Source organism: Leisingera sp. S2M4 (assembly GCF_055398055.1).
On record NZ_AP040863.1, the window covers coordinates 126822 to 148561 of the forward strand.

The window sequence follows — 21740 nt, forward strand, 5'->3', positions numbered from 1 at the left end:
GGCACCCCGTCCAAGGGCTGCGCCAACTGCTGAGGAGAAACAGACATGTATATCGTTCCGGAAAAAGCGATTGCCGACCTGGTGACCCGCGATGCGTCCTTCGATGCGGTCGAAAAGGTCTTTGCGGCGATGGCCGCGGGCGACGCCTACAACTTCCCCGTGGTGCGCGAGGCCATCGGTCACGAAGACGCGCTCTATGGCTTCAAGGGCGGCTTTGACCGCGCGGGCCTGACGCTGGGCCTGAAGGCCGGGGGATACTGGCCGAACAACCTGGAAAAGCGCGGACTGATCAACCACCAGTCAACTGTCTTCCTGTTCGACCCCGACACCGGCAAGGTGAAAGCGATGGTGGGCGGCAACCTCTTGACCGCGCTGCGCACGGCGGCGGCGTCCTCTGTCTCGATCAAGCATCTGGCCCGCAAGGACGCCAAGGTGATCGGCATGATCGGTGCGGGCCATCAGGCCAAGTTCCAGCTGCGCGCCGCGCTGGAGCAGCGCGAGTTTGAAAAAGTGATCGGCTGGAACCTGCATCCTGAGATGCTGCCGAACCTGCAGGAGGTGGCTGACGAGGCTGGCGTGCCGTTCGAGGCGGTTGAGCTGGACGGCATGCGCGAAGCGGATGTGATCATCTCGATCACCTCGTCCTTCGATGCGATCCTGAAGGCCGATCAGGTCAGCCCCGGCACCCATATCGCCTGCATGGGCACCGACACCAAAGGCAAGCAGGAAGTTGACCCGCAGCTGCTGGTCAAGGCGGACGTCTTCACCGACGAGGTCGCCCAGTCGGTCTCCATCGGCGAGGCGCAGCACGCGGTGGCGCAGGGTCTGATCCAGGAGGCAGACGTTGCCCAGATCGGCGCGGTCATCAACGGCACCAACCCGGGCCGCACGTCTGACGACCAGATCACCCTGTTCGACGGCACCGGCGTCGGGCTTCAGGATCTGGCCGTCGCGGCCTCTGTCGTTGAGGTTGCGGTGGAAAAGGGCATCGCCATCGAGGTCGATTTCTAAGCCCCAGCCAGAAACATTTTCTGCAATTATCCGCGTAGCGGATCGGCAGGAGAGAGGTGTACCTCTCTCCTGCTTTTTCTTGGGAGTCTCCAAACATGTATCTTGGACTGAGCCTGCTGGTGGTGGGCGTGGTGCTGTGCCTGAACGGCATCTGGCAGATGGGCCGTATCCAGGACCGGGAAATCATCCTGATCAATGCGGTGGCGGCGCTGGTGTTCTTTGCCATCGTGCTGCTGACCGCGCTGGCGGCGGGCCAGCCTGCCGATCTGCTGGATGCGGGCATGACGCTGCTGTTCGGCACCACCTACCTGTGGGTCGCCTACAACCGGGCAACCGGCTCCAGCGGCGAGGGGCTGGGCTGGTTCAGCGGTCTCGTGGCGCTGACCGCGGCGCCGATGGCCCTGCGGGTGCTGGCGCAGGCCGAGGGGATCTTCGACCTGTGGCTCGCGGCCTGCTGGGCGGCCTGGGCCGGGCTGTGGTTCCTGTATTTCCTGAACCTCGCCCTGCGCCGCGGCAGCGCCCGGCTGACCAGTGCCGCAACGCTGTTCTGCGGGGTCTTCACCGGCTGGCTGCCGGGTCTGGCGGTGCTGCACGGGATTGCCTTGTAACCCCCACGGAAAAAGCCGGCCCAAGCACGGGCCGACTTTCTGTTTTTGGTTGCCTTCCGGCCTGGCTCAGGCGCGGTCTTCCTGCGGCAGCGATCCGCGACCATGACCGCTCAGCCCGCCCGAGACTTCCTCGGTGGCTTCACCCGCCAGATCCTGCGGCAGCAGCAGGTTCAGCACGATGGCAATCAGCGCCGCCGGCAGCAGACCGCTGGTCAGCAGGATGCGCGCTGTATCCGGCATGTGCTGCAGCGCACCCGGCTCCAGCTGCAGGCCGAGGCCGATGGAGAGCGCAATGGCGAAGATCACCATGTTGCGGCGGTTCCAGTCCACGTCCGACAGCATCGAGACACCTGCCGCGACCACCATGCCGAACATCACGATCACGCCGCCGCCCAGCACCTCGATCGGCACCGTGCGGATCACCGCGCCCACCTTCGGAACGAGCCCGCAGATGATCAGGAAGATCGCGCCGCAGGTCACCACGTGGCGGCTCATCACACCGGTCATGGCGATCAGGCCCACGTTCTGGCTGAACGAGGTGTTGGGGAAAGCGCCGAACAGACCCGCAAAGGCGGTGCCGACACCATCGGCATAGGTGGCGCCTGCGATTTCCTCCTCGGTGGCCTCGCGGCCCGCGCCGCCCTTGGTCACGCCGGATACATCGCCCACGGTCTCCACCGCCGAGACAAAGCTCATCAGGCAGAAACCGATGATGGCGGCTGCCGAGAACTCGACCCCGTATTTGAACGGCTGCGGCAGGGCAAAGGCGGCGGCGCGCTCCCAGGAGCCGGAGATCGCCTCGAAGCTCAGCATGCCGACCATCAGCGCGTAGACATAGCCCACGATCAGCCCCAGCAGCACCGCCGAGACCGACAGCATCCCCTTGGTGAAGAACTTGAGCCCCAGAGTGACCACGATCACCACCAGCGCGGCGGACCAGTTCAGCAGCGAGCCATATTCCGGCGTGCCGATCGCAGGCACACCGCCCGCGGCGTACTGGATGCCGACCTTGACCAATGCCAGACCGATCATGGTGACCACGAGGCCAGTGACCAGCGGCGGCAGGGCAAAGCGGATCTTGCCGATCACCGTCCCCAGAAGGCCGTGGAAGATACCGCCGACGATGACGCCGGTGAACAGGGCGGCGAGACCGTCAACGCCCTTGCCCGCAACCAGCGGGATCATGATTGGCAGGAAAGCAAACGACGTGCCCTGAACAATCGGCAGCGCCGAGCCGATCGGCCCCAGGGTGAGGGTCTGCAACAGGGTGGCGATACCGGCGAACAGCATCGACATCTGGATCAGGTAGAGCAGTTCCGGAAAATCCGGCGAGTTGGAGCCAAAGCCGAAACCGGCCGCGCCCGCCACGATGATCGCCGGTGTCACGTTCGAGACAAACATCGCCAGAACATGCTGGATTCCCAGCGGAATCGCCTTGTGCAAAGGGGGGGTGTAATTGGGATCGCGCAGCTGTTCTGGCGTCCCGATGGAAGTATCGGCCATGGGGGGTCTCCTGTCGGTCATGGGGATCTTGCCGCTTCTTGTTTTTATGGCGGCTTCGGTTTGTGTGGTCAGGCCGAGGACCTCAGCCTGAAACCACCGTAAAGGGGTCCTCGAACCAGTGTTCCTCCAGGTTCGGGGTATCGCCGATGCGGTCGACGACGATGTATTGGCCGGGCGCACCCAGCGGGGCCAGAACCCCGTGCCAGGTTCCGCGGTGCAGGTTGATCGACTGGCCCGGCTGGCTGATGAAGGCTTGGGGATTGACCGGGACGCCTTCCGCGTCCTCGGCCACCACCACCAGCATCGGCACGCCGCTGACCGGCACGAAGGCCTGGCTGCCCTCCGGGTGCCGCTCCACCATGTCGAGCGTATAGGGCAGCTGCCGCGCCTTGGCGTCGAACAGGCTGATACCCGCTCGCCCGCCGGGGCCAAAGTCGAGCGTTGCGCGGTCGTGGTGACGACCGCACATGCCCTGGTTGATGATCTTGTCCGGCGCGCCGGTGACCTCGATCACATCGCCAAAGGGCGCAAACGCCGCCGCTGTCAGCGGCGCTGCGATCAGCTCACGGCTCATGGCAGCAAATCCTGCAGGCGGAACTGGGCAATATGCTCCACCTGGCGACAGGCCTCGTCGAACTCGGTCGCGCGGTCGTTGCCGATGCGGCGATCGAAGGCCTCCATGATCGAGGCCTTGGTGTGGTCGCGCACCGCGATGATGAAGGGAAAGCCGTGCTTTTCCACATAGTCGCTGTTGAGCCGGGTGAAGGTCTCGCGCTCCTCATCCGTCAGCATATCCAGCCCGGCGCTGGACTGTTCCGCGGTGCTCTCGGCGGTCAGACGACCTGCGGCGGCCAGCTTGCCCGCCAGATCCGGGTGCGCGGTCAGCACGCCCAGGCGTTCTTCCTCGCTGGCGGTGCGGAAGATCCGGCACAGCGCGTTGTGGACACCTGCTGCGCAGTCATGCGCGGGACCCAGCTCCAGATCAAAGGCACGGTCGGCGATCCAGGGCGAATGCTCGAAGATCGAGCCGAACGTCGCCACGAATTCGTCGCGTGCCATCCGGCTGGGGCGCAGGCGCGTCTGCGGCGGATGGGTCGCCGCCCAATGCTCGGCAATGTCGATGCGGCGCGGGCACCAGACGCCCTCGAACCCCTGGATATAGTCGATGAAGCGCTTCAGCCCGGCGATCTTGCCCGGACGCCCCACAAGGCGGCAGTGCAGACCGATGGTCATCATCTTCGGCGCCCCGGCCTCGCCCTCGGCATAGATCACGTCGAACGCATCCTTCAGGTACTGGAAGAAATGCTCGCCCGTGATCCAGCCCGGCGAATTGGCAAAGCGCATGTCATTGGCTTCCAGCGTGTAGGGGATGATCAGCTGATCGCGCCCGTTCACCTCCAGCCAATAGGGCAGGTCGTCGTCGTAAGTGTCCGAGATGTAGTCGAACCCGCCCTCTTCGGCGACAAGGCGCACGGTGTTGGCGCTGCAGCGACCGGTATACCAGCCGCGCGGGCGCTCACCCACGACCTCGGTGTGCAGGCGTACGGCCTCGGCGATGGCGGCGCGCTCCTCTTCCTCGGGCATGTCCTTGTGCTCGACCCATTTCAGCCCATGCGAGGCAATCTCCCAATCGGCGTCCTTCATCGCCTGCACCTGCTCGGGCGAGCGTGCTAGGGCGGTGGCAACACCGTAGATGGTCACCGGGATGCCCGCGCCGGTGAACAGCCGGTGCAGCCGCCAGAATCCGGCACGGCTGCCGTATTCATAGATCGATTCCATGTTCCAGTGGCGCTGGCCCGGCCATTGCGCCGCACCGGGGATGTCGGACAAAAACGCCTCGGATGCGGCGTCCCCGTGCAGAACACAGTTTTCACCGCCTTCTTCGTAGTTGAGGACAAATTGCACGGCGGCCTTGGCCCCGTTGGGCCACTGCGGATCGGGTGCGGATGCACCGTAACCGCGCAAATCACGAGGGTATCGCGTCACGTCAGGTCTCCTGTCTTTTTCCTAGTTATAGAACAAAATAATCGCTCCGGGCTTTCAGTAAATTTTTGAAAGAACTTTTTGGCCTTTCCTTCTGTATGGTCGGCCTCGGACGGCGCATATTTGACCAAACTTCATGACTAAGGAGGCTGGCATGGCCGGATTTCTGACCACCCATGTTCTGGACACCGCCCGCGGCTGCCCGGCAGAAGGGCTGAAAATCGATCTCTACCGGATCGAAGGCACTGAGCGCACCCATCTGCGCAGCCTGACCACCAATGACGACGGCCGCACTGACGAGCAGATCCTGCCCGCCGCCGAATTCGTCACCGGCACCTATGAGCTGGTGTTCCACGCAGGCGATTACCTGCGCGCCACCGGTCAGGCCGGTGCGGATCCGCTGTTCCTTGACGAAGTGCCGCTGCGCTTTGGCATCAGCGAGGCGGACAGCCACTATCACGTGCCGCTGCTGCTGTCGCCCTACGGCTATTCCACCTACCGCGGCAGCTGAACCAACTCTTCCAACATCGCTCTCCTCCCGCTTGGCTCTGGCCAGCGGTTCCCGCCCTGGGCAACCGGGGCGGGCTTTTTATTCCTGCGGCAGCGATGCCTGAATGTGATCCACCATGAAGTCCATGAACAAACGGACCTTCGGGTCCTGGTGGCGGCGGTGGACGTAGAGGCAGGCCATCTGGATCGGCACCGGCGGCTCCTGCTCCAGCACCGGCACCAACCGGCCCGACGCCAGATGCTCGGAGATTTCAAAAACCGGCTTCAGGATGATCCCGTGTCCGTCCAGCGCCCAGCTGGTCAGCACATCGCCATGGTCCGATTCGAACGGGCCCGTCACCGTCACCCGCTTGACCCCGTCCCCGCTGCGTAGCGGCCACTGGAACTCCGGCGCACCGGGATAGCGCAGATTGAGACAGTCATGCGCATCCGTCTTCAGCTCGTCGCTGTTTTTCGGCTGGCCGCGCTTGCGGATATACTCCGGCGAGGCACACAGCACCCGCGGGCAATCGGCGATCTTGCGGATGCGCAGGTTGGAATCTTCGGGCACGCCGAGGAAAAAGGAGGCATCCAGCCCCTCGGCCGCCAGATCCAGCTTGCGGTCCGACAGCCGCAACCGGATCGAAATCAGCGGATAGGCTTCCTTGAACTTCGGCACCGCCGGCGCAATCAGCCGCCGCCCCAGCCCCAGGGGGGCGGCCACATACAGCGTGCCGCGCGGCGTCTGGGTGACGCTGCTGATGTCGGCCTCTGCCTCGTCCACCGCCTCCAGGATCTTGACCGCACCGCGGTAGAACAGGTTGCCCTGCTCGGTCGGGTTCAACAATCGCGTGGTGCGCTGGAACAGCCGCACGTTCAGATGCTCCTCTAGCTGCGAAATCCGCGAGGACGCCACCGCTGCCGAGATCCGCATGTCGCGCGCAGCGGCCGACATGTTGCCAAGTTCATAGACCCGGACAAAGGTGCGGATATTGTCGAGATAAGCCATGCGGATATTCTTCGAGTTATTTTGAAACAGCTTGGACTTTTTACCTAATACATGAAAATAGCGGCATGCTCTAGTGTCCTTGCCAAAGCTTATGAGGAGAGAACAATGGAAGAGCTTGTGATCATGTGGGACTGGCTGGGCTTTGCGGTCCGCTGGCTTCACGTCATCACCGCCATTGCCTGGATCGGGTCGTCTTTCTACTTTGTCGCGCTGGATCTCGGCTTGCGGAAGGTTCCGCACCTGCCGGTCGGCGCGCATGGCGAGGAATGGCAGGTCCACGGCGGCGGTTTCTATCACATCCAGAAATATCTGGTGGCGCCGGAAAACATGCCGGAGCACCTGACCTGGTTCAAATGGGAAAGCTACGCCACATGGCTGTCGGGGGCAGGGCTTTTGATGATCGTCTATTGGGCCGGCGGCGAGCTGTACCTGATCGACTCCAGCAAGGCGGATCTCGCCCTGTGGCAGGGTATCCTCATCTCCGGCGCATCGCTCAGCATCGGCTGGCTGGTCTATGATTTCCTGTGCAAATCGCCCTTGGGGGAAAAGCCGACCGTGCTGATGGTGCTACTGTTCGTGCTGCTGGTCGCCATGGGCTGGGGCTACAACCAGATCTTCACCGGCCGCGCGGTGATGCTGCATCTGGGCGCCTTTACGGCTACCATCATGACGGCAAACGTGTTTTTCATCATCATGCCGAACCAGCGCATCGTGGTGAAGGACCTGCAGGAAGGCCGCACCCCGGATGCCAAGTACGGCAAGATCGCCAAGCTGCGCTCGACCCACAACAACTACCTGACGCTGCCGGTTGTGTTCCTGATGCTGTCCAACCACTACCCGCTGGCCTTCGCCACCGAGTACAACTGGCTGATCGCGGCGCTGGTGTTCCTGATGGGGGTGACGATCCGCCACTACTTCAACAGCAACCACGCGGGCACCTCTAACCCGACCTGGACCTGGCCGGTCACCGCGATCCTGTTCATCGGCATCATGGCCCTCAGCCAGGCGCCGCTGCAGCAGGACAGCTACGAAAAATCCGAGGCGCGGGAGCTGACCAAGAGCGAACAGGTCTTCGCCAGCAACCAGCATTTCGAGGACGTGATGAACGTCGTGCCCGGCCGCTGCGCCATGTGCCACGCGCGCGAGCCCTATTACGACGGCATCCGCCGCGCGCCCAAGAACGTGCTGCTGGAAACCCCGGCCGACGTCGCGAAATACGCCAAGGAGATCTACCTCCAGGCCGGCGCCACCGTGGCCATGCCCCCCGCCAACGTGACCCACATGGAGGAGGACGAGCGCGCGCTGATCCGCCGCTGGTACGCCAGCGCCTCCAAGGATCTGCCGTTTGCGCTTGCCGCGAACTGACGCGACCGCAGAACACGCAAATTCAGAACCCCGCCTGCACGGCGGGGTTTTCTTTGTGCGTCCGCCGAGCGCGCCGTTTCTGATCAGCACCCCGACACAAGCAATCTTCGGCAAAATATGCTAGCCTTTCAAAAGGAAGCGCGCCGTTGCCTCGGTTGCCTCACGCTCCGGACGGCGCGGGTCACCACGCCCTGCACCTGCCACATGGCCATGCCCACACCCGCGGCAGCGGCCTCGCCGGGACCGGGGCAGACGAAGGAGGTAGCAAATGTACACAAAGATAATCGCAATCGGGTTCGCCCTCTGCGCCACCCTTGCCGCTTGCGGCGATACCACCGGCGAGCAGCTGGTCTATGGCGCCGGTGCCGGCGCCGCCGGAGCGGCCATTCTTGACGGCAATGTCGCCGCAGGCGCAGCTGTCGGCGCCGCCGCCAACGTGATCTACTGCAAGGAAAACCCGGGCCGCTGCTGACGCGTTCAGCACGGGCCGCATTGGCCAGCGTTGACGGGTCGTAATGGGGGCTAGGTGCCAGCCTCGATCCGACGGAACGCGGCCATGCCGTGCTTGACCGCGTAATCCACGAACAGCCGGATCTTGGGATCCTGCAATTTGCGATGCGGATAGAGACAACCGAACACCGTCGGCTCCGGCGGGGTGTCGGGCAGGATCTCCACCAGCGCGCCGCTGCGCAGATGCTGCGCCACGTCGAACCGCGGCTTGTTGACGATGCCGTGCCCGTCCAGCGCCCAGGCGGTCAGCACATCGCTGTCGTCGGCATCAAAGCGGCCTGCGACCTCCAGCTTGCGCGGGCCGTCCGGCGTGCTCAGCGTCCAGTAGTATTCCGGCGAGCGCGGATAGCGCAGCAGCAGGCAGTTGTGGCCGCTCAGCAGATCCTCGGGCGCCTGCGGCGTGCCGTGGCGCTCCAGGTAACCCGGCGCGGCGCACAGCACGCGGCTGCAGTCGGCGATCTTGCGCATCTTCAGGGTGGAATCATGCGGTGTGCCGATGAAGAAGGCCACATCCAGCCCGTCCGCCAGGATGTCCACCTTGCGGTCGGACATCCGCATTCGGATTTCGGTGGCGGGATAGGCCTCGGCGAATCCGGGCACTAAGGGCGCGATGATGCGGCGGCCCACGCCCAGGGGCGCGGTCACCCGGATCACCCCGCGCGGCGCCTCGGAGAAATGCGCCACCACCGTCTCGGCCTCCTCGATTGATTCGAGCACCTTCTTGGCCTCGGCGTAAAACAGCTGCCCCACCTCTGTCGGGGTCAGCGATCGTGTGGTACGATTGAACAGGCGCACGCCCAGATGTTTTTCCAGTTCCTTGATGCGCTTGCTTGCGACCGCGGGTGTCAGCCGCAGATCCCGCCCGCCGGAGGTGATGCTGCCCAGTTCGACGACCCGGACAAAAACGCGCAGAGATTCGAGATAAGACATAGATAACAGTCCTTTGCGGGGCCTTTTGGCGGCGGTGCGGGAAAGCTGCATTGCGCGGGCGCCGCCGCTGATACAGCCTGTTCCGGCAGGCTTTAGCCTAAACATTTTCAACAGGGTGTTGAAAGCTTTTCGCGAATGCAGCCGTTAACCGTGGCAGTCGGAAAGTGTAAAAATGCAGCAACGCAGAACATGCTGTCTAGCGACGACTTTGGAGGCCAGATGGAACATCAAAACGACATTCGCCTAGTGCTGAACGGGCGCGAGGTTGCGGTCAAGGACGTGAAGGCGACCACGACCCTGTTGGATTTCCTCCGGCTGGAGCAGCGGCTGACCGGCACCAAGGAAGGCTGCGCCGAGGGCGATTGCGGCGCCTGCACCGTGCTGGTGGGCCGCCTGCAGGACGGCGCGCTGCGTTTTGAAACCGTCAATGCCTGCATCCGCTTCCTGGCTTCTCTGAACGGCTGCCACGTGGTCACGGTCGAGCATCTCTCTGGTCCCAAGGGCCGTCTGCACCCGGTGCAGCAGGCGATGGTCGACTGCCACGGCAGCCAGTGCGGCTTCTGCACACCCGGCTTCGTGATGTCGCTTTACGCGTTGTGGATGCAGACCCCGCAGCCGACTGAAGCACAGGTCGAAACCGCCGTGCAGGGCAACCTCTGCCGCTGCACCGGCTATGAGCCGATCGTGAAGGCCGCACTTGCGGTGAACCAGTACGGCACGCCCGCCAACGACTACCTCAACACCGAGCGTGCGGCGCTGACAGCACAGCTGGAGGCGATCCAGCCCAAGACCCGCGTCGTCACCGGCCCCGAGGACGACCGCGCTATCCTGCCGCTGGACGTGGCGGATCTGGCCGAGGTTCTGGCCGAAAACCCCAAGGCCACCATCGTCGCAGGCTCCACCGACGTGGGCCTGTGGGTCACCAAGTTCATGAAGCCGATCTCGCCGGTGGTCTTCGTCTCCCACCTTGAGGAGCTGAAGGCAATCGAGCTGACCGACGAGGCGCTGACCATCGGCGCCGGTGTCACCTACACCGAAAGCGAGGCCGCCATCCGCGAGGCCTTCCCGCACCTGGTCGAATACTGGGACCGTATCGCCGGCTGGCAGGTGCGCAACATGGGCACCATCGGCGGCAATATCGCCAACGGCTCGCCCATCGGGGACACCCCGCCGGTGCTGATCGCGCTGGGGGCCGAGGTGACACTTCAGAAGAAAGACGGCGCGCGCACGCTGCCGCTGGAAGATTTCTTCATCGACTACGGCAAGCAGGACCGCGAACCGGGCGATTTCGTCGCCTCGATCCGCATCCCGCGCCCGGCGAAGGGCCAGATTGACGCCGCCTACAAGATCTCCAAGCGCCGGGACGAGGATATTTCCTCGGTCGCGGCAGGGATCAGCGTGACGGTTGCCGATGGCACCATCACCGCCGCACGCATTGCCTTTGGCGGCATGGCGGCCACCCCGAAACGCGCCTCGGGCGCCGAGGCGGCGCTGGTCGGCCAGCCCTGGAGCGAAGCCGCGTTCGACGCCGCCGCCGAGGCGGTGAAGCAGGATTTCACCCCGCTCAGCGACTGGCGCGCCTCGGCCGAGTACCGCAGCCTGACTGCCGGCAACCTGCTGCGCCGCTTCTACCTGGAAAACGATGCGGACAAGCCCGGTGCCGTCCGGCTGGCCGTCGCCTGAGGAGAATTTGCGATGAAAGACCATCAGACCGTCAGCGGCGCCGTGCATCAGGATCGCCAGCACGACAGCGCCATCAAGCACGTCACCGGCCGCGCCGAATACACCGACGACATCGCCGAACCCGTCGGCACGTTGCACGCTTACCTGGGCGTCTCGACCGTGGCCCACGCCCGGATCAAGGGCATCGACCTGTCTGCCGTGCGCGCCGCCCCCGGTGTGGTGGATGTGCTGACCGCCGAGGATGTTCCCGGCGTCAACGACATCAGCCCCACCGGCAAGCAGGATGAGCCGGTGTTCCCGACTGAGAAGGTCGAATTCCACGGCCAGCCGCTGTTCGCGGTGATCGCCGAAACCCGCGACGCTGCCCGCCGTGCCGCCGAACTGGCGAACGTCGATTACGAGGTGCTGCCGCACGCGCTGGACCCGGTCGAGGCGCAGGAGGCAGGCTATCCGATGGTCACCGACCCGCTGAAGCTGGAGCGCGGCGACGTCGAGGCCGGCCGGAAGGCCGCTGCCCACCGTATCCAGGCCCGGATGAGCATCGGCGGCCAGGACCACATGTATCTGGAAGGCCACATCGCCTTTGCCCTCCCCGGCGAGGACGAGGATGTGATCGTCAACTGCTCCACCCAGCACCCCAGCGAGGCGCAGCATATGGTGGCGCATGTCCTGGGCGTGCCCAACAACGCCGTGACCGTCAACGTGCGCCGGATGGGCGGCGGATTTGGCGGCAAGGAAAGCCAGATGAACCTGTTCTGCGCGGTGGCCGCAATCGCCGCGAAGAAACTGAACCGCCCGGTCAAGATCCGTCCCGACCGCGATCAGGACATGACCGCCACCGGCAAGCGCCACGATTTCGTGGTGGATTACGATGTCGCCTTTGACGACGCGGGCCGCATCCAGGCGGTCGAGGGCGGCTTTGCCGCGCGTTGCGGCTATTCCTCTGACCTATCCGGGCCAGTGACCGACCGCGCGCTGTTCCACGCCGACAACGCCTATTTCTATCCCAACGTGCTGCTGAAAAGCCGCCCGATGAAGACAAACACTGTCTCCAACACCGCGTTCCGCGGTTTTGGCGGCCCTCAGGGGGTGATCGTCGCCGAGCGGATGATCGAAGAGATCGCCTATGCCCTCGGCAAGGACCCGCTGGATGTGCGCAAGGCAAATTTCTACGGCGAGGAAGGCCGCGACCTCACCCCCTACCACCAGAAGGTGGAGGACAACATCCTCGACCGTCTGGTCGGCGAGCTGGAGGAAAGCGCCGAGTACCGCAAGCGCCGCGAAGAGATCATCGCCTTCAACAAGGAGTCGAAGATCATCAAGAAGGGCATCGCCCTGACCCCGGTGAAATTCGGCATCTCCTTCACCGCGACCTGGTACAATCAGGCAGGGGCGCTGATCCACGTCTACAACGACGGTTCGATCCACCTGAACCACGGCGGCACCGAGATGGGGCAGGGCCTCAACACCAAGGTGGCGCAGGTGGTGGCCGATGCCTTCCAGGTTGATTTCGAGCGCATCAAGATCACCAAGACCACCACCGAGAAAGTGCCGAACACCTCCGCCACCGCGGCTTCGTCCGGCTCGGACCTGAACGGCATGGCCGCCCTGGACGCGGCAAAACAGATCGTCGCCCGGCTGACCACATTCGCAGCCGAGAAATACGGCGTGCCGGAGGCCGAGGTCGAATTTCTGCCCAACCGTGTGCGCATCGGTGGCGAGGTCGTCACCTTCGACGCGCTGGTGAAGGAAGCCTACATGGCCCGCGTCCACCTGTCGGCGGCAGGCTTCTACAAGACCCCGAAGATCCACTGGGACCGCGCCGCGGGCAAGGGTCGGCCGTTCTTTTACTACGCCTATGGCGCCGCCTGCTCCGAGGTGTCGGTGGACACGCTGACCGGGGAATACCGGGTCGAGCGCACCGACATCCTGCATGACGTGGGCCGCTCGCTGAACCCGATCCTGGACAAGGGCCAGGTCGAGGGCGCCTTCATCCAGGGCATGGGCTGGCTCACAACCGAGGAACTGTGGTGGGACAAGGAGGGCCGCCTGCGCACCCACGCGCCCTCGACCTACAAGATCCCGCTGGCCTCTGACCGGCCGCGCATCTTCAACACCCGGCTGGCGGAATGGTCCGTCAACAAGGAGCGCACCATCAAGCGGTCCAAGGCCGTGGGCGAACCGCCCTTCATGCTGGGGATCTCGGTGTTCGAGGCGCTGTCGATGGCGGTGGCCAGCACCGCGGATTACAAGCACTGCCCGCGCCTCGATGCGCCCGCCACGCCCGAACGCGTGCTGATGGCGATCGAAACCCTCAAGGCGCAGGGCTGAGCCATGCACCGCCGCGCCACCCTTCAGGACTTCCTGTCCAGCCACAAACATGTGGTGCAGGTGCGCCTCAGCCGCGTGCGGGGGTCTTCCCCGCGCGAGGTCGGCACCTGCATGTATGTGGCGGCGGAGGGCCTGTGGGGCACCATCGGCGGTGGCCAGCTGGAATACATCGCCATCGACCACGCCCGGCGGATGCTGCAAACCCATGTCATCAGCGACACGCTGGACGTGCCATTGGGGCCGGAAATCGGCCAGTGCTGCGGCGGACGGGTGGAAATGACGCTGGCGCAGATGCGCCAGGCTGACCGCGACAGCGCCCTCGCCGAGGAGCAGGCGGCGCAGGCCGCCCTGCCGCATGTCTACGTGATGGGCGCAGGCCACGTCGGTCGCGCGCTGGCGGATCTGTTCCAGCACCTGCCGGTGCGCTGCATCCTGATCGACCAGCGTGCCGAGGAGCTGGCGCTGTGCAACGCGGATGTGGAGATCCGCCAAAGCGCCATTCCCGAGATCGACATCGCCACCGCCCCTGCGGGCAGCGCCTTTGTCGTCCTCACCCACGATCACGCGCTCGACTTCCTGCTTGCCTCCGCTGCCCTGCAGCGCGGCGATGCGGGCTATGTCGGGCTGATCGGATCGGCCACCAAGCGGGAGAAATTCCGCCGCTGGTGCCGGGACCATTGCGACGGTCTGGCAACTGACCGTCTCATCTGCCCCATCGGGGCAAGCGGTAGCCGCGACAAGCGGCCCAGCGTCATCGCAGCCTTCGTGGCCGCAGAGGTGATCGCTGATCTGACCTATGAACCTGCCGCGTCCGCTCCATCACGGAGCATTGACCTGCCCAATGCGGGCAGCCAACCGGACGCAGGGGGAGACACGGCTGAGGAAATCAGCCGCTAAGGACTGCGTCCTCTTTGACAGGAGGAGGCCGCCATGACCACAGGGCGGAGCTACAGCTACAATTTCTTTGCGCGGAATGACTTCAGTGCATTCTGGGCCTTGTTCACCGACAACCTGATCAACCTGATCGTGCTCTCGGGCATCTGCCAGTTCGTGTTCCAGATGCCTGCGGACATCGTCTTTGGCCGCATCGTGCCGGGCGCGGCGGTGGCCATTCTGGCCGGCATCGCGGTCTACACCTGGATGGCCAAGCACGTGGCCGAGAAACAGGGCCGCGACGTGACCGCGCTGCCCTACGGCATCTCGACCCCGGTGATGTTCGTCTACCTGTTCGGCGTGATCGGCCCGATCTACTGGTCCACCAATGACGCCATGCTGGCCTGGCAGGTGGGCATCGGCGCGGGCTTCATGGGCGGCATCGTCGCCGCGATGGGCGCCATCGTCGGCCCCTGGCTCAAGCGGGTGACCCCGCGCGCGGGCATGCTCGGCACGCTCTGCGGCATTGCGCTGGTGTTCATCGGCACCGTGCCGCTGGCCACGATTTTCGAGAACCCCTTCATCGGCTTTGCCTCGATGATCATCATCCTCTGGGGTCTGGTCGGCCGCCACCGGCTGCCGTTCAACATCCCGGCGGGCCTTCTGGCGCTGATCGTCGGCACCGTGGTGGCGCTTGGCATGGGCGAGGCCTCGGTCTCCTTCGACGGCGTTGGCGTCTACCTGCCGATCCCCTACTTCGGTGATCTGATCGCGGGCATCCAGCATCTGTTCGCCAACCCGGAGCTGTTCCTGGTGCTGGTGCCGGTTCAGATCTACAACTTCATCGAGACCATGAACAACGTCGAGAGCGCCGAAGCCGCAGGCGACCATTACCCGGTCGGCCTCTGCCAGGTGACCGACGGCGTCGGCACCATGATCGGCGCGGTGTTCGGCTCGCCCTTCCCGACCACCGCCTATATCGGCCACCCGGCCTACAAGCGCATGGGCGCGCGTTCCGGCTACATCATCGGCGTCGGCCTGGTGATCCCCTTTGCCGCCTTCTTTGGGCTCTTGGCCTTCCTCAACAACCTGATCCCCGTGGCCGCCGCCGCGCCGGTGCTGGTGTTTGTCGCCCTCAGCCTCGTGACCAACACCGCGCATTCGGTGAAGACCGACCACATCGCCGCCGTAACCATCGCGATGATGCCGCATGTCTCGGCCTTCCTGGTGATCAAATGGGGCGCGCTGGCCGGGGCCCTGGGCGCATTGGGCGCCACCGGCATGGCACAGCTGGGCGATCCTGAGCTGACCGCGGCGCTGTTGCAGCAGGGGGCGCATTACGAGGGCCATCTGGCGCTCAGCCAGGGCGCGATCCTGACCGGGCTGATCTGGGGCGCCATCGTTGCCAGCGTCATCGACGGCGACTTCCGCAATGCGGGCGGCTTTGCCCTGGCGGCGGCGCTGATGTCGCTGGTCGGCGTGATCCACTCCGCCAGCCTGCACTGGCCCGAGTTCAGCGGCATCGCGCTCGGCTACCTGATCGCGGCGGGTTTCCTTTTCATCTACCCGATCTTCCACAAGGCGGAAGAACGCACGCAGGACGACACACAGCCCCGCGCGCCGCATCTTCCGGCGGGCGAATAACCCCTCATGACACAGGGTCGGGGGCCCCGCGCCCCCGACCCTAAACCCAAGGACATCAAGGACATGACACCAAAACAGACGCTGCTACGCGGGCGAGTGCTGGATTTTTCCGCCGAACCGCAGGACCCCGAGGACACCGGCGCCTATGACTACATCGAGGATGGCGCGCTGCTGGTTGCAGACGGCATGATCCTGGCCAAGGGCAGCTATGGCGAACTGGCCCGGCAGGCCCCGCAGGCAGAGGTGATCGACCACCGCCCCCATATCCTGATGGCCGGCTTCATCGATACCCACCTGCATTTTCCGCAGGTGCAGGTCACCGCCAGCTGGGGTTCGCAGCTCCTGGACTGGCTCAACAATTACACCTTCCCGGAAGAAACCCGCTTTGCCGATGGCGCCCACAGCGCCGAGATGGCCGGGCACTTCATGGACCTGCTGACGGCCCATGGCACCACCACCGCGGTGGCCTACTGCTCGGTCCACAAGGCCTCGGCCGAGGCCTATTTCGACGCCGCCGCCGCGCGCGACATGCGGATGATCGGCGGCAAGGTGATGATGGACCGCAACGCCCCCGACGGCCTGCTGGACACCCCGGTCAGCGGCTATGACGACAGCAAGGCGCTGATCGCCCGATACCACGGCCAGGGCCGCGGGATGTATGCGATCACGCCGCGCTTCGCCATCACCTCGACCCCGGCGCAGCTCGAGATGGCGGGCGCGCTGGTGCAGGAACATCCCGAGTGCTACGTGCAGACCCATCTGTCTGAGAACCATGACGAAATCGCCTACACGGCAGAGCTTTACCCGCAGGCGCGCGACTATCTGGATGTCTACCAGTCGAACGGGCTGCTGACCGAAAAGATGCTCTTGGGCCATTCGATCCACCTGCAGCCGCGCGAGATCGATGCGCTGGCGGAGACCGGCGCCAAGCCGGTGTTCTGTCCGACGTCGAACCTGTTCCTCGGCAGCGGGCTGTTCGATGATGCGGGCCTGCGCGACCGTGGCATCACCAATGCCATCGCCACCGACATCGGCGCCGGCACCAGCTATTCGATGCTGCAGACTCTGAACGAGGGCTACAAGATCCTGCAATTGCAGAACCAGAAGCTGCACCCTTTGCGCGCCTTCCACTGGATCACCCGCGGCAACGCCCAGGCCTTGGGGCTGGAGGACAAGATCGGCACGCTGGAAGCCGGGACCGAGGCCGACATCGTGGTGCTGGACGCTCGCGCCACCCCGGCGATGGACCTGCGCATGCAGCGCGCCGAGACCCTGTCCGAGGAGCTGTTCGTTCTGCAGATGCTGGGCGACGACCGTGCCATCGCACAGACCTACGTGGCAGGGAAACCCATGAAGCCGGCTTCTTGATCACCGAAAACGCAACCGGCAGCCGCTGTAACAAGCGGCTGCCATGCTTGCCTGAGTACAGGCATTCTTTGCTGGCTTCACCCCAACACAACTGCCACCTGCGCAGACCGGCAGGTGGCAGTCATCAGTTTAGGATCTTGTCTGCATTCCTTGCTTCACGGGCTGCAGACAAGAGGTCACGCAGTGGCCGCTGCTCGCGCTTCGCGTTTTTCATCCCGCGCAAAGAAGATCAGGTAGAACACCGGCGCAGCGACCAGAGTCAGCACGGTGGCAAAGGCGAGACCGCCCATAATCGTAATGGCCATGGAGACAAAGAAAGCATCCGTCAGCAGCGGCGCCATGCCAAGAATGGTGGTCACTGCGGCCAGCATCACCGGGCGCAAGCGCGAGACCGACGCCTCGACAATGGCCTCCCGCAGCGGCTTGCCGGTTTCACGCACCAGGTCGATTTCCTCGACCAGTACGATGCCGTTCTTGATCAACATGCCTGACAGGCTGAGCAGGCCCAGAAGCGCCGTGAAGGTGAAGGGAAAGCCGGTGCCCAAAAGACCAATGACCACGCCGTTCACCGACATCGGCACCAACAGCCAGATGATAATCGGCTGGCGCAGGGCGTTGAACAGCAACACCGAGATCAGAACCATGATCAAAAGCGTGACCGGCAACTGTTTGCCAAGGCTTTCGTTTGCATCGCCAGAGCTTTCATGTTCACCGCCCCATTCCATCATGTAGCCGGGCGGGATCTCCATTGCCTCGATGGCGTCCTTCACCTCGGCAAAGACCGTTGCGGCGGTCATATCCGGTGGAATGTCGGCCCCGACCGTCAGGGTTGGGACCCGGTCGCGGCGGTGGACGAGGGTATTTTCAACCACCACGTCAATTCCGTCGATCATCTGTTCCAGCGGAACAGAGCTGCCCGAGGACGCGGAGAACACGACTTGATCGTAGATGTTGTAGGTCTGTTCAGGCGCGCGACGTACCACGATCGGGATCTGGCGATCACGCTCACGGAAAACGCCCATCTGTAAGCCGTCGGTCGAAAACTGCAGCGCATCCGCGATGTTTTCTCGGGTAACACCGGCGGTCTGCGCGCGGTCGGTCGCGTAGATCGGCTTCAGCGCGACCTCCTGCTCGCGCCAGTCATGTCGCGGCATCAGGATATTGGGAGAGGCGGCTTCGAGCCGTTCGATGGCTTCTCGGCCCAGTTCGCGCAACACCTTGGGATCCGGTCCGGAAAACCGTACCTGGATCGGGTCACCGCCGCCCGGACCGAAGACAAGCCGCTTGGTGCGGAATTCGCCCTCGGGGAACTGCGCCTGACCAAAGGCTTCCAACTCCGCCTGAAGTGGCGGGATCGCGTCCAGGGTCTCGGTGCGAATAATCAAATGACCATAGCTGGGATTGGGCTTCTCGGCCGAATAGGTCAACATGAAACGCGTGGCGCCCTGACCCGCGAAAGAGGCGACCGAGACCACATCGTCCCGCTCGGCCAGCCAATCTTCAAAGACTTTCAGATGCGCGCTGGTTGTCTGGATCGATGTGCCTTGCGGCAACTTGTAGTGGACGAAGAACAGCGGCGTGTTGGAGTCCGGGAAGAACTGCTGCCGGACCTGGCCAAAGCCGATGAAACAGACCACGGTGATGCCCGCAAGCCCGGCAACCACCAACCAGCGCAGCTTCAACGATGCACGCAGTACGGCCCCGTAGGCGCGAAACAGCAGCCCGCCATAGGCGTCCTTGCCGCCCTCCGCCCCTTGTTTGAAGAAGTAATGCCCCAGCAGCGGCGTCGCGGTCAGCGCCAGAAGCCAGCTGAGCAGCAGGGAAATCGCGATGACGGCGAACAGCGAGAACAGGAACTCGCCCGAGGCATCGGGGCTGAGACCGATCCCGGCAAAGGCCATGATGCCGATGACGGTCGCGCCCAGCAGCGGGATTTGCGTTTTGGCTGCTGCCTCGTGAGCCGCTTCGCGGGAGTTTCGGCCGCGAGACATCGCGATCTGCATCCCTTCGGCAACCACAATGGCATTGTCGACCAGCATGCCCATGGCAATGATCAGCGCGCCGAGCGAAATCCGCTCCATCTCGATCGAGAAGAGATTCATGAAGAGCAGCGTGCCCACAACCGTCAGCAGCAATGTGCTGCCCACAACCACAGCGGCGCGCCAGCCCATGAACAGCGCCAGCACCACCACCACGATGGTCACCGACATCGCCAGATTCACAAGGAAATCGTTGGAGGCCTGCTCGACAACCACATGTTGTTGATAGATTGGTTTGAGTTCAACACCGTAGGGGATCTGTCCGTCCAGTTCCGCCAGCTTGGCATCGACCTTCTTGCCGACTTCCACGATGTTTTCCGAAGAAAGACCGGCAATGCCGAGCGTGAAGGCTTCGACACCGTCATAGCGAATGATCAGGTCGGGATCGTCAATTCGGCCACGATGGACATCTGCCATGTCAACAACGTTGATGACCTCGCCTTGCCAGCCGATCGCCAGACCCTGGATGGCGCTGACGGAGTCTGAGCCTTCGGGTGCGTTCAGCCTTGTGTCCGACGGGCCTGCATCCAGTCGACCTGCAGAGCGAACCGAATTGGCGGTTGCAAGGGCATTGCCGATCGCGTCGATCGGAATGTTCTGGTTCACGGCAATCGCCATTCTGGGTTCGACGAAAATGGCCTCTTGCGGCAGGCCTGCGATCTCTACATCCGCCACCCCGTCTACGGTCAGCAATTCGCGTCGCAGAAACGTGGCCAGCTCGTGTTTCTCGGCGTCCGTGTAACCTTCGGCGGTCACGGCATAGAACAGGCCAAAGACATCGCCGAAACCATCGTTGACAAAAGGCTGGCTGACGCCCTCTGGCAGCTGTCTGGCCGCATCGCGGATTTCCGCACGCAGCTCGGTCCAGATCGCGGGCAGTTCGGTGCCATCGTAGGTGTCCTGCATTTCGACCTCGATCAGGGAGTGCCCCGGGCGGTTGACCGAAGTGATGCGTTTTACCTGTCCCATCTTCTGAATCGCGGATTCCAGCGGCTCAGAGACTTCCAGGGCCACCTGTTCGCTGCTGGCACCGGGATACTGCGTCGAGATGACGGCGGACTTGATGGTGAAGGCCGGATCTTCGAGCCGCCCAAGGTTGAGAAAGCCCCAGATCCCCCCCAGCAACGCGGTCAGCATGATGATCCAAGTGTAAAGCGGCCGGTTGATCGACCCGCGTGCAATGTCCATCAGTCTGCCCTCAATTTCCAAAGCCGGTGAAGCGGCTGACCGCCTGGCCATCCTTCAGCGCGCCGCCCCCGGTCAGCACGATTTCCTCGCCGCCGCTGAGACCGTCAGTGATCCGGAAATCACCGTTCTGTGTTGCCTCGACCTGAACCGGGGTCCAGGTGACGGTACCTTCAGAGGCACCGGTTGGTGAGAACACCATGACGCCCGTGCGACCATCCGTGTCTGCCACAAGGGCGGTGGCCGGTACCCGGATTGCCGCACTCCCTGTGTCGACCCGCACGTTGACGGTTGCTGACGCGCCGGGCAGGATCTGACGGTCGGCGGGTGGATCAAGACGCAGGGTCACCCGGTAGGTTTGGCCGATGCTGCTGGCCTCGGCATCGTATTCCAGCATCTCCAGGGGGTATTCGGTCGACTGGCCGGGAAACTGCGCGGAGATCGTCACGACATCGCTTTTATCGGCCTGCTGAAACAGGATCTCCGGCACGTCGACCTTGATGTGCAGTTCCGACATGTCATGGAGACGCACCACCGGAGTGCCGGCGCTGATCGTGGTGAATTGTTCCACCTCCCGGCGCGAGACAAGGCCGTCAAACGGGGCGTTCAATGTGGCGTGCTCGAGGGCGTATTCGGCATCGCGCAACGCCACCCGGGCAAGACCCGCTTCGGTTTCGGCGTCGTCGATCGATACCTGGCTGACAGTCCCGGTCAGTTTTTCCAGACGCGCCACGGTCCGGTCAGCCTGCTCCTTGCGCAAGCGGGCCTGTTCCAGTTGCAGTTCAAACGGCTCAAGATCCAGCTCGGCGATCAGGTCACCTTTGGCCACCGTTCCTCCCTCGGATACCGGGTATTTCAGTATCTGCCCGCTGACCTGAAAGGCCAGGTCCACTGTCTGTTTGGCGGCGACTTGACCAAAGAATTGCCGTTCCAGCAGAAGGGCTTGAGACGTGGCTGTCATCAGTTTGACAGGCTTGACGGGCTCCTGGGCCAAGGCTGCGGATGAGAGAAGAAACACTCCCAAGATCAGGGTTAAACTATTCTTCCAAAGCATCTATGTCTCTCTTTCCGGGCGCGGGTACGTCACGCGCAAACTATTTGGTTCGAGGCCGCGTATCATGCATCAGGCCGATCCCCATAACCCGCTTCAGGGCGGGGCAGGGGGCTAAACTGTCGGCATCATCAAGACATGATGCCACGGGGAGAACG

General features: G+C 63.8%; 17 protein-coding genes. 10 read left to right on the plus strand and 7 right to left on the minus strand.

The window, feature by feature from the left end:
* The first annotated feature begins 45 nt into the window (after positions 1 to 45).
* Both bhcD and ACZ52D_RS19515 read left to right on the plus strand, forming a co-directional pair.
* The gene (gene bhcD / locus ACZ52D_RS19510; RefSeq protein WP_464443593.1) at positions 46 to 1011 is read left to right on the plus strand and encodes an iminosuccinate reductase BhcD; all 966 of its coding nucleotides are present in this window, start codon (positions 46 to 48) and stop codon (positions 1009 to 1011) included.
* A 95-nt stretch (positions 1012 to 1106) separates the two neighbouring features.
* Complete coding sequence (locus tag ACZ52D_RS19515; RefSeq protein WP_464443594.1) at positions 1107 to 1619, plus strand: AmiS/UreI family transporter; 513 nt, start codon at positions 1107 to 1109, stop codon at positions 1617 to 1619.
* Positions 1620 to 1685: 66 nt separating this feature from the next.
* Here ACZ52D_RS19515 and ACZ52D_RS19520 read toward each other — a convergent pair whose 3' ends face one another.
* From ACZ52D_RS19520 to puuE, 3 genes are all read right to left on the minus strand, one after another.
* Complete coding sequence (locus ACZ52D_RS19520; RefSeq protein WP_222456005.1) at positions 1686 to 3122, minus strand: uracil-xanthine permease family protein; 1437 nt, start codon at positions 3120 to 3122, stop codon at positions 1686 to 1688.
* An 82-nt stretch (positions 3123 to 3204) separates the two neighbouring features.
* Positions 3205 to 3696 carry an ureidoglycolate lyase gene (locus ACZ52D_RS19525; protein WP_464443595.1) on the minus strand — a complete coding sequence of 164 codons (492 nt, stop codon included), beginning with the start codon at positions 3694 to 3696 and terminating at the stop codon, positions 3205 to 3207.
* Positions 3693 to 5108 (minus strand): allantoinase PuuE, encoded by a 1416-nt coding sequence (gene puuE / locus ACZ52D_RS19530; protein ID WP_464443596.1) that lies wholly within the window; start codon positions 5106 to 5108, stop codon positions 3693 to 3695. The genes ACZ52D_RS19525 and puuE overlap by 4 nt, the downstream gene beginning before the upstream one ends.
* 151 nt (positions 5109 to 5259) lie before the next feature.
* Between puuE and uraH the strand changes: the two genes are divergently transcribed.
* Positions 5260 to 5616 (plus strand): hydroxyisourate hydrolase, encoded by a 357-nt coding sequence (uraH, locus tag ACZ52D_RS19535; protein WP_464443758.1) that lies wholly within the window; start codon positions 5260 to 5262, stop codon positions 5614 to 5616.
* A gap of 78 nt (positions 5617 to 5694) precedes the next feature.
* Here uraH and ACZ52D_RS19540 read toward each other — a convergent pair whose 3' ends face one another.
* The gene (locus tag ACZ52D_RS19540; RefSeq protein WP_464443597.1) at positions 5695 to 6603 is read right to left on the minus strand and encodes a LysR family transcriptional regulator; all 909 of its coding nucleotides are present in this window, start codon (positions 6601 to 6603) and stop codon (positions 5695 to 5697) included.
* A 105-nt stretch (positions 6604 to 6708) separates the two neighbouring features.
* Between ACZ52D_RS19540 and ACZ52D_RS19545 the strand changes: the two genes are divergently transcribed.
* On the plus strand, positions 6709 to 7968 hold the full coding sequence (locus tag ACZ52D_RS19545; protein ID WP_464443598.1) for a urate hydroxylase PuuD: 1260 nt from the start codon (positions 6709 to 6711) through the stop codon (positions 7966 to 7968).
* 268 nt (positions 7969 to 8236) lie between these two features.
* On the plus strand, positions 8237 to 8440 hold the full coding sequence (locus ACZ52D_RS19550) for a hypothetical protein (RefSeq protein WP_464443599.1): 204 nt from the start codon (positions 8237 to 8239) through the stop codon (positions 8438 to 8440).
* 50 nt (positions 8441 to 8490) lie between these two features.
* Here ACZ52D_RS19550 and ACZ52D_RS19555 read toward each other — a convergent pair whose 3' ends face one another.
* The gene (locus tag ACZ52D_RS19555) at positions 8491 to 9408 is read right to left on the minus strand and encodes a LysR family transcriptional regulator (protein WP_464443600.1); all 918 of its coding nucleotides are present in this window, start codon (positions 9406 to 9408) and stop codon (positions 8491 to 8493) included.
* A gap of 219 nt (positions 9409 to 9627) precedes the next feature.
* Here ACZ52D_RS19555 and xdhA point away from each other — a divergent pair, with 219 nt between their 5' ends.
* From xdhA to guaD, 5 genes are all read left to right on the plus strand, one after another.
* Complete coding sequence (gene xdhA / locus ACZ52D_RS19560) at positions 9628 to 11091, plus strand: xanthine dehydrogenase small subunit (protein WP_464443601.1); 1464 nt, start codon at positions 9628 to 9630, stop codon at positions 11089 to 11091.
* 12 nt (positions 11092 to 11103) lie between these two features.
* Positions 11104 to 13422: a xanthine dehydrogenase molybdopterin binding subunit gene (xdhB, locus tag ACZ52D_RS19565; protein WP_464443602.1), complete on the plus strand. Its 2319-nt coding sequence runs from the start codon at positions 11104 to 11106 to the stop codon at positions 13420 to 13422.
* 3 nt (positions 13423 to 13425) lie between these two features.
* Complete coding sequence (gene xdhC, locus ACZ52D_RS19570; RefSeq protein ID WP_464443603.1) at positions 13426 to 14319, plus strand: xanthine dehydrogenase accessory protein XdhC; 894 nt, start codon at positions 13426 to 13428, stop codon at positions 14317 to 14319.
* 33 nt (positions 14320 to 14352) lie between these two features.
* On the plus strand, positions 14353 to 15939 hold the full coding sequence (locus ACZ52D_RS19575; RefSeq protein WP_464443604.1) for a xanthine/uracil/vitamin C permease: 1587 nt from the start codon (positions 14353 to 14355) through the stop codon (positions 15937 to 15939).
* 63 nt (positions 15940 to 16002) lie between these two features.
* Positions 16003 to 17307 (plus strand): guanine deaminase, encoded by a 1305-nt coding sequence (gene guaD / locus ACZ52D_RS19580; RefSeq protein WP_464443605.1) that lies wholly within the window; start codon positions 16003 to 16005, stop codon positions 17305 to 17307.
* Positions 17308 to 17483: 176 nt separating this feature from the next.
* On the opposite strand, the gene ACZ52D_RS19585 is transcribed toward guaD, so the two are convergent.
* Both ACZ52D_RS19585 and ACZ52D_RS19590 read right to left on the minus strand, forming a co-directional pair.
* Positions 17484 to 20534 (minus strand): efflux RND transporter permease subunit, encoded by a 3051-nt coding sequence (locus tag ACZ52D_RS19585; RefSeq protein ID WP_464443606.1) that lies wholly within the window; start codon positions 20532 to 20534, stop codon positions 17484 to 17486.
* Between the two features lie 10 nt (positions 20535 to 20544).
* Complete coding sequence (locus tag ACZ52D_RS19590) at positions 20545 to 21585, minus strand: efflux RND transporter periplasmic adaptor subunit (protein ID WP_464443607.1); 1041 nt, start codon at positions 21583 to 21585, stop codon at positions 20545 to 20547.
* Positions 21586 to 21740: the final 155 nt, after the last annotated feature.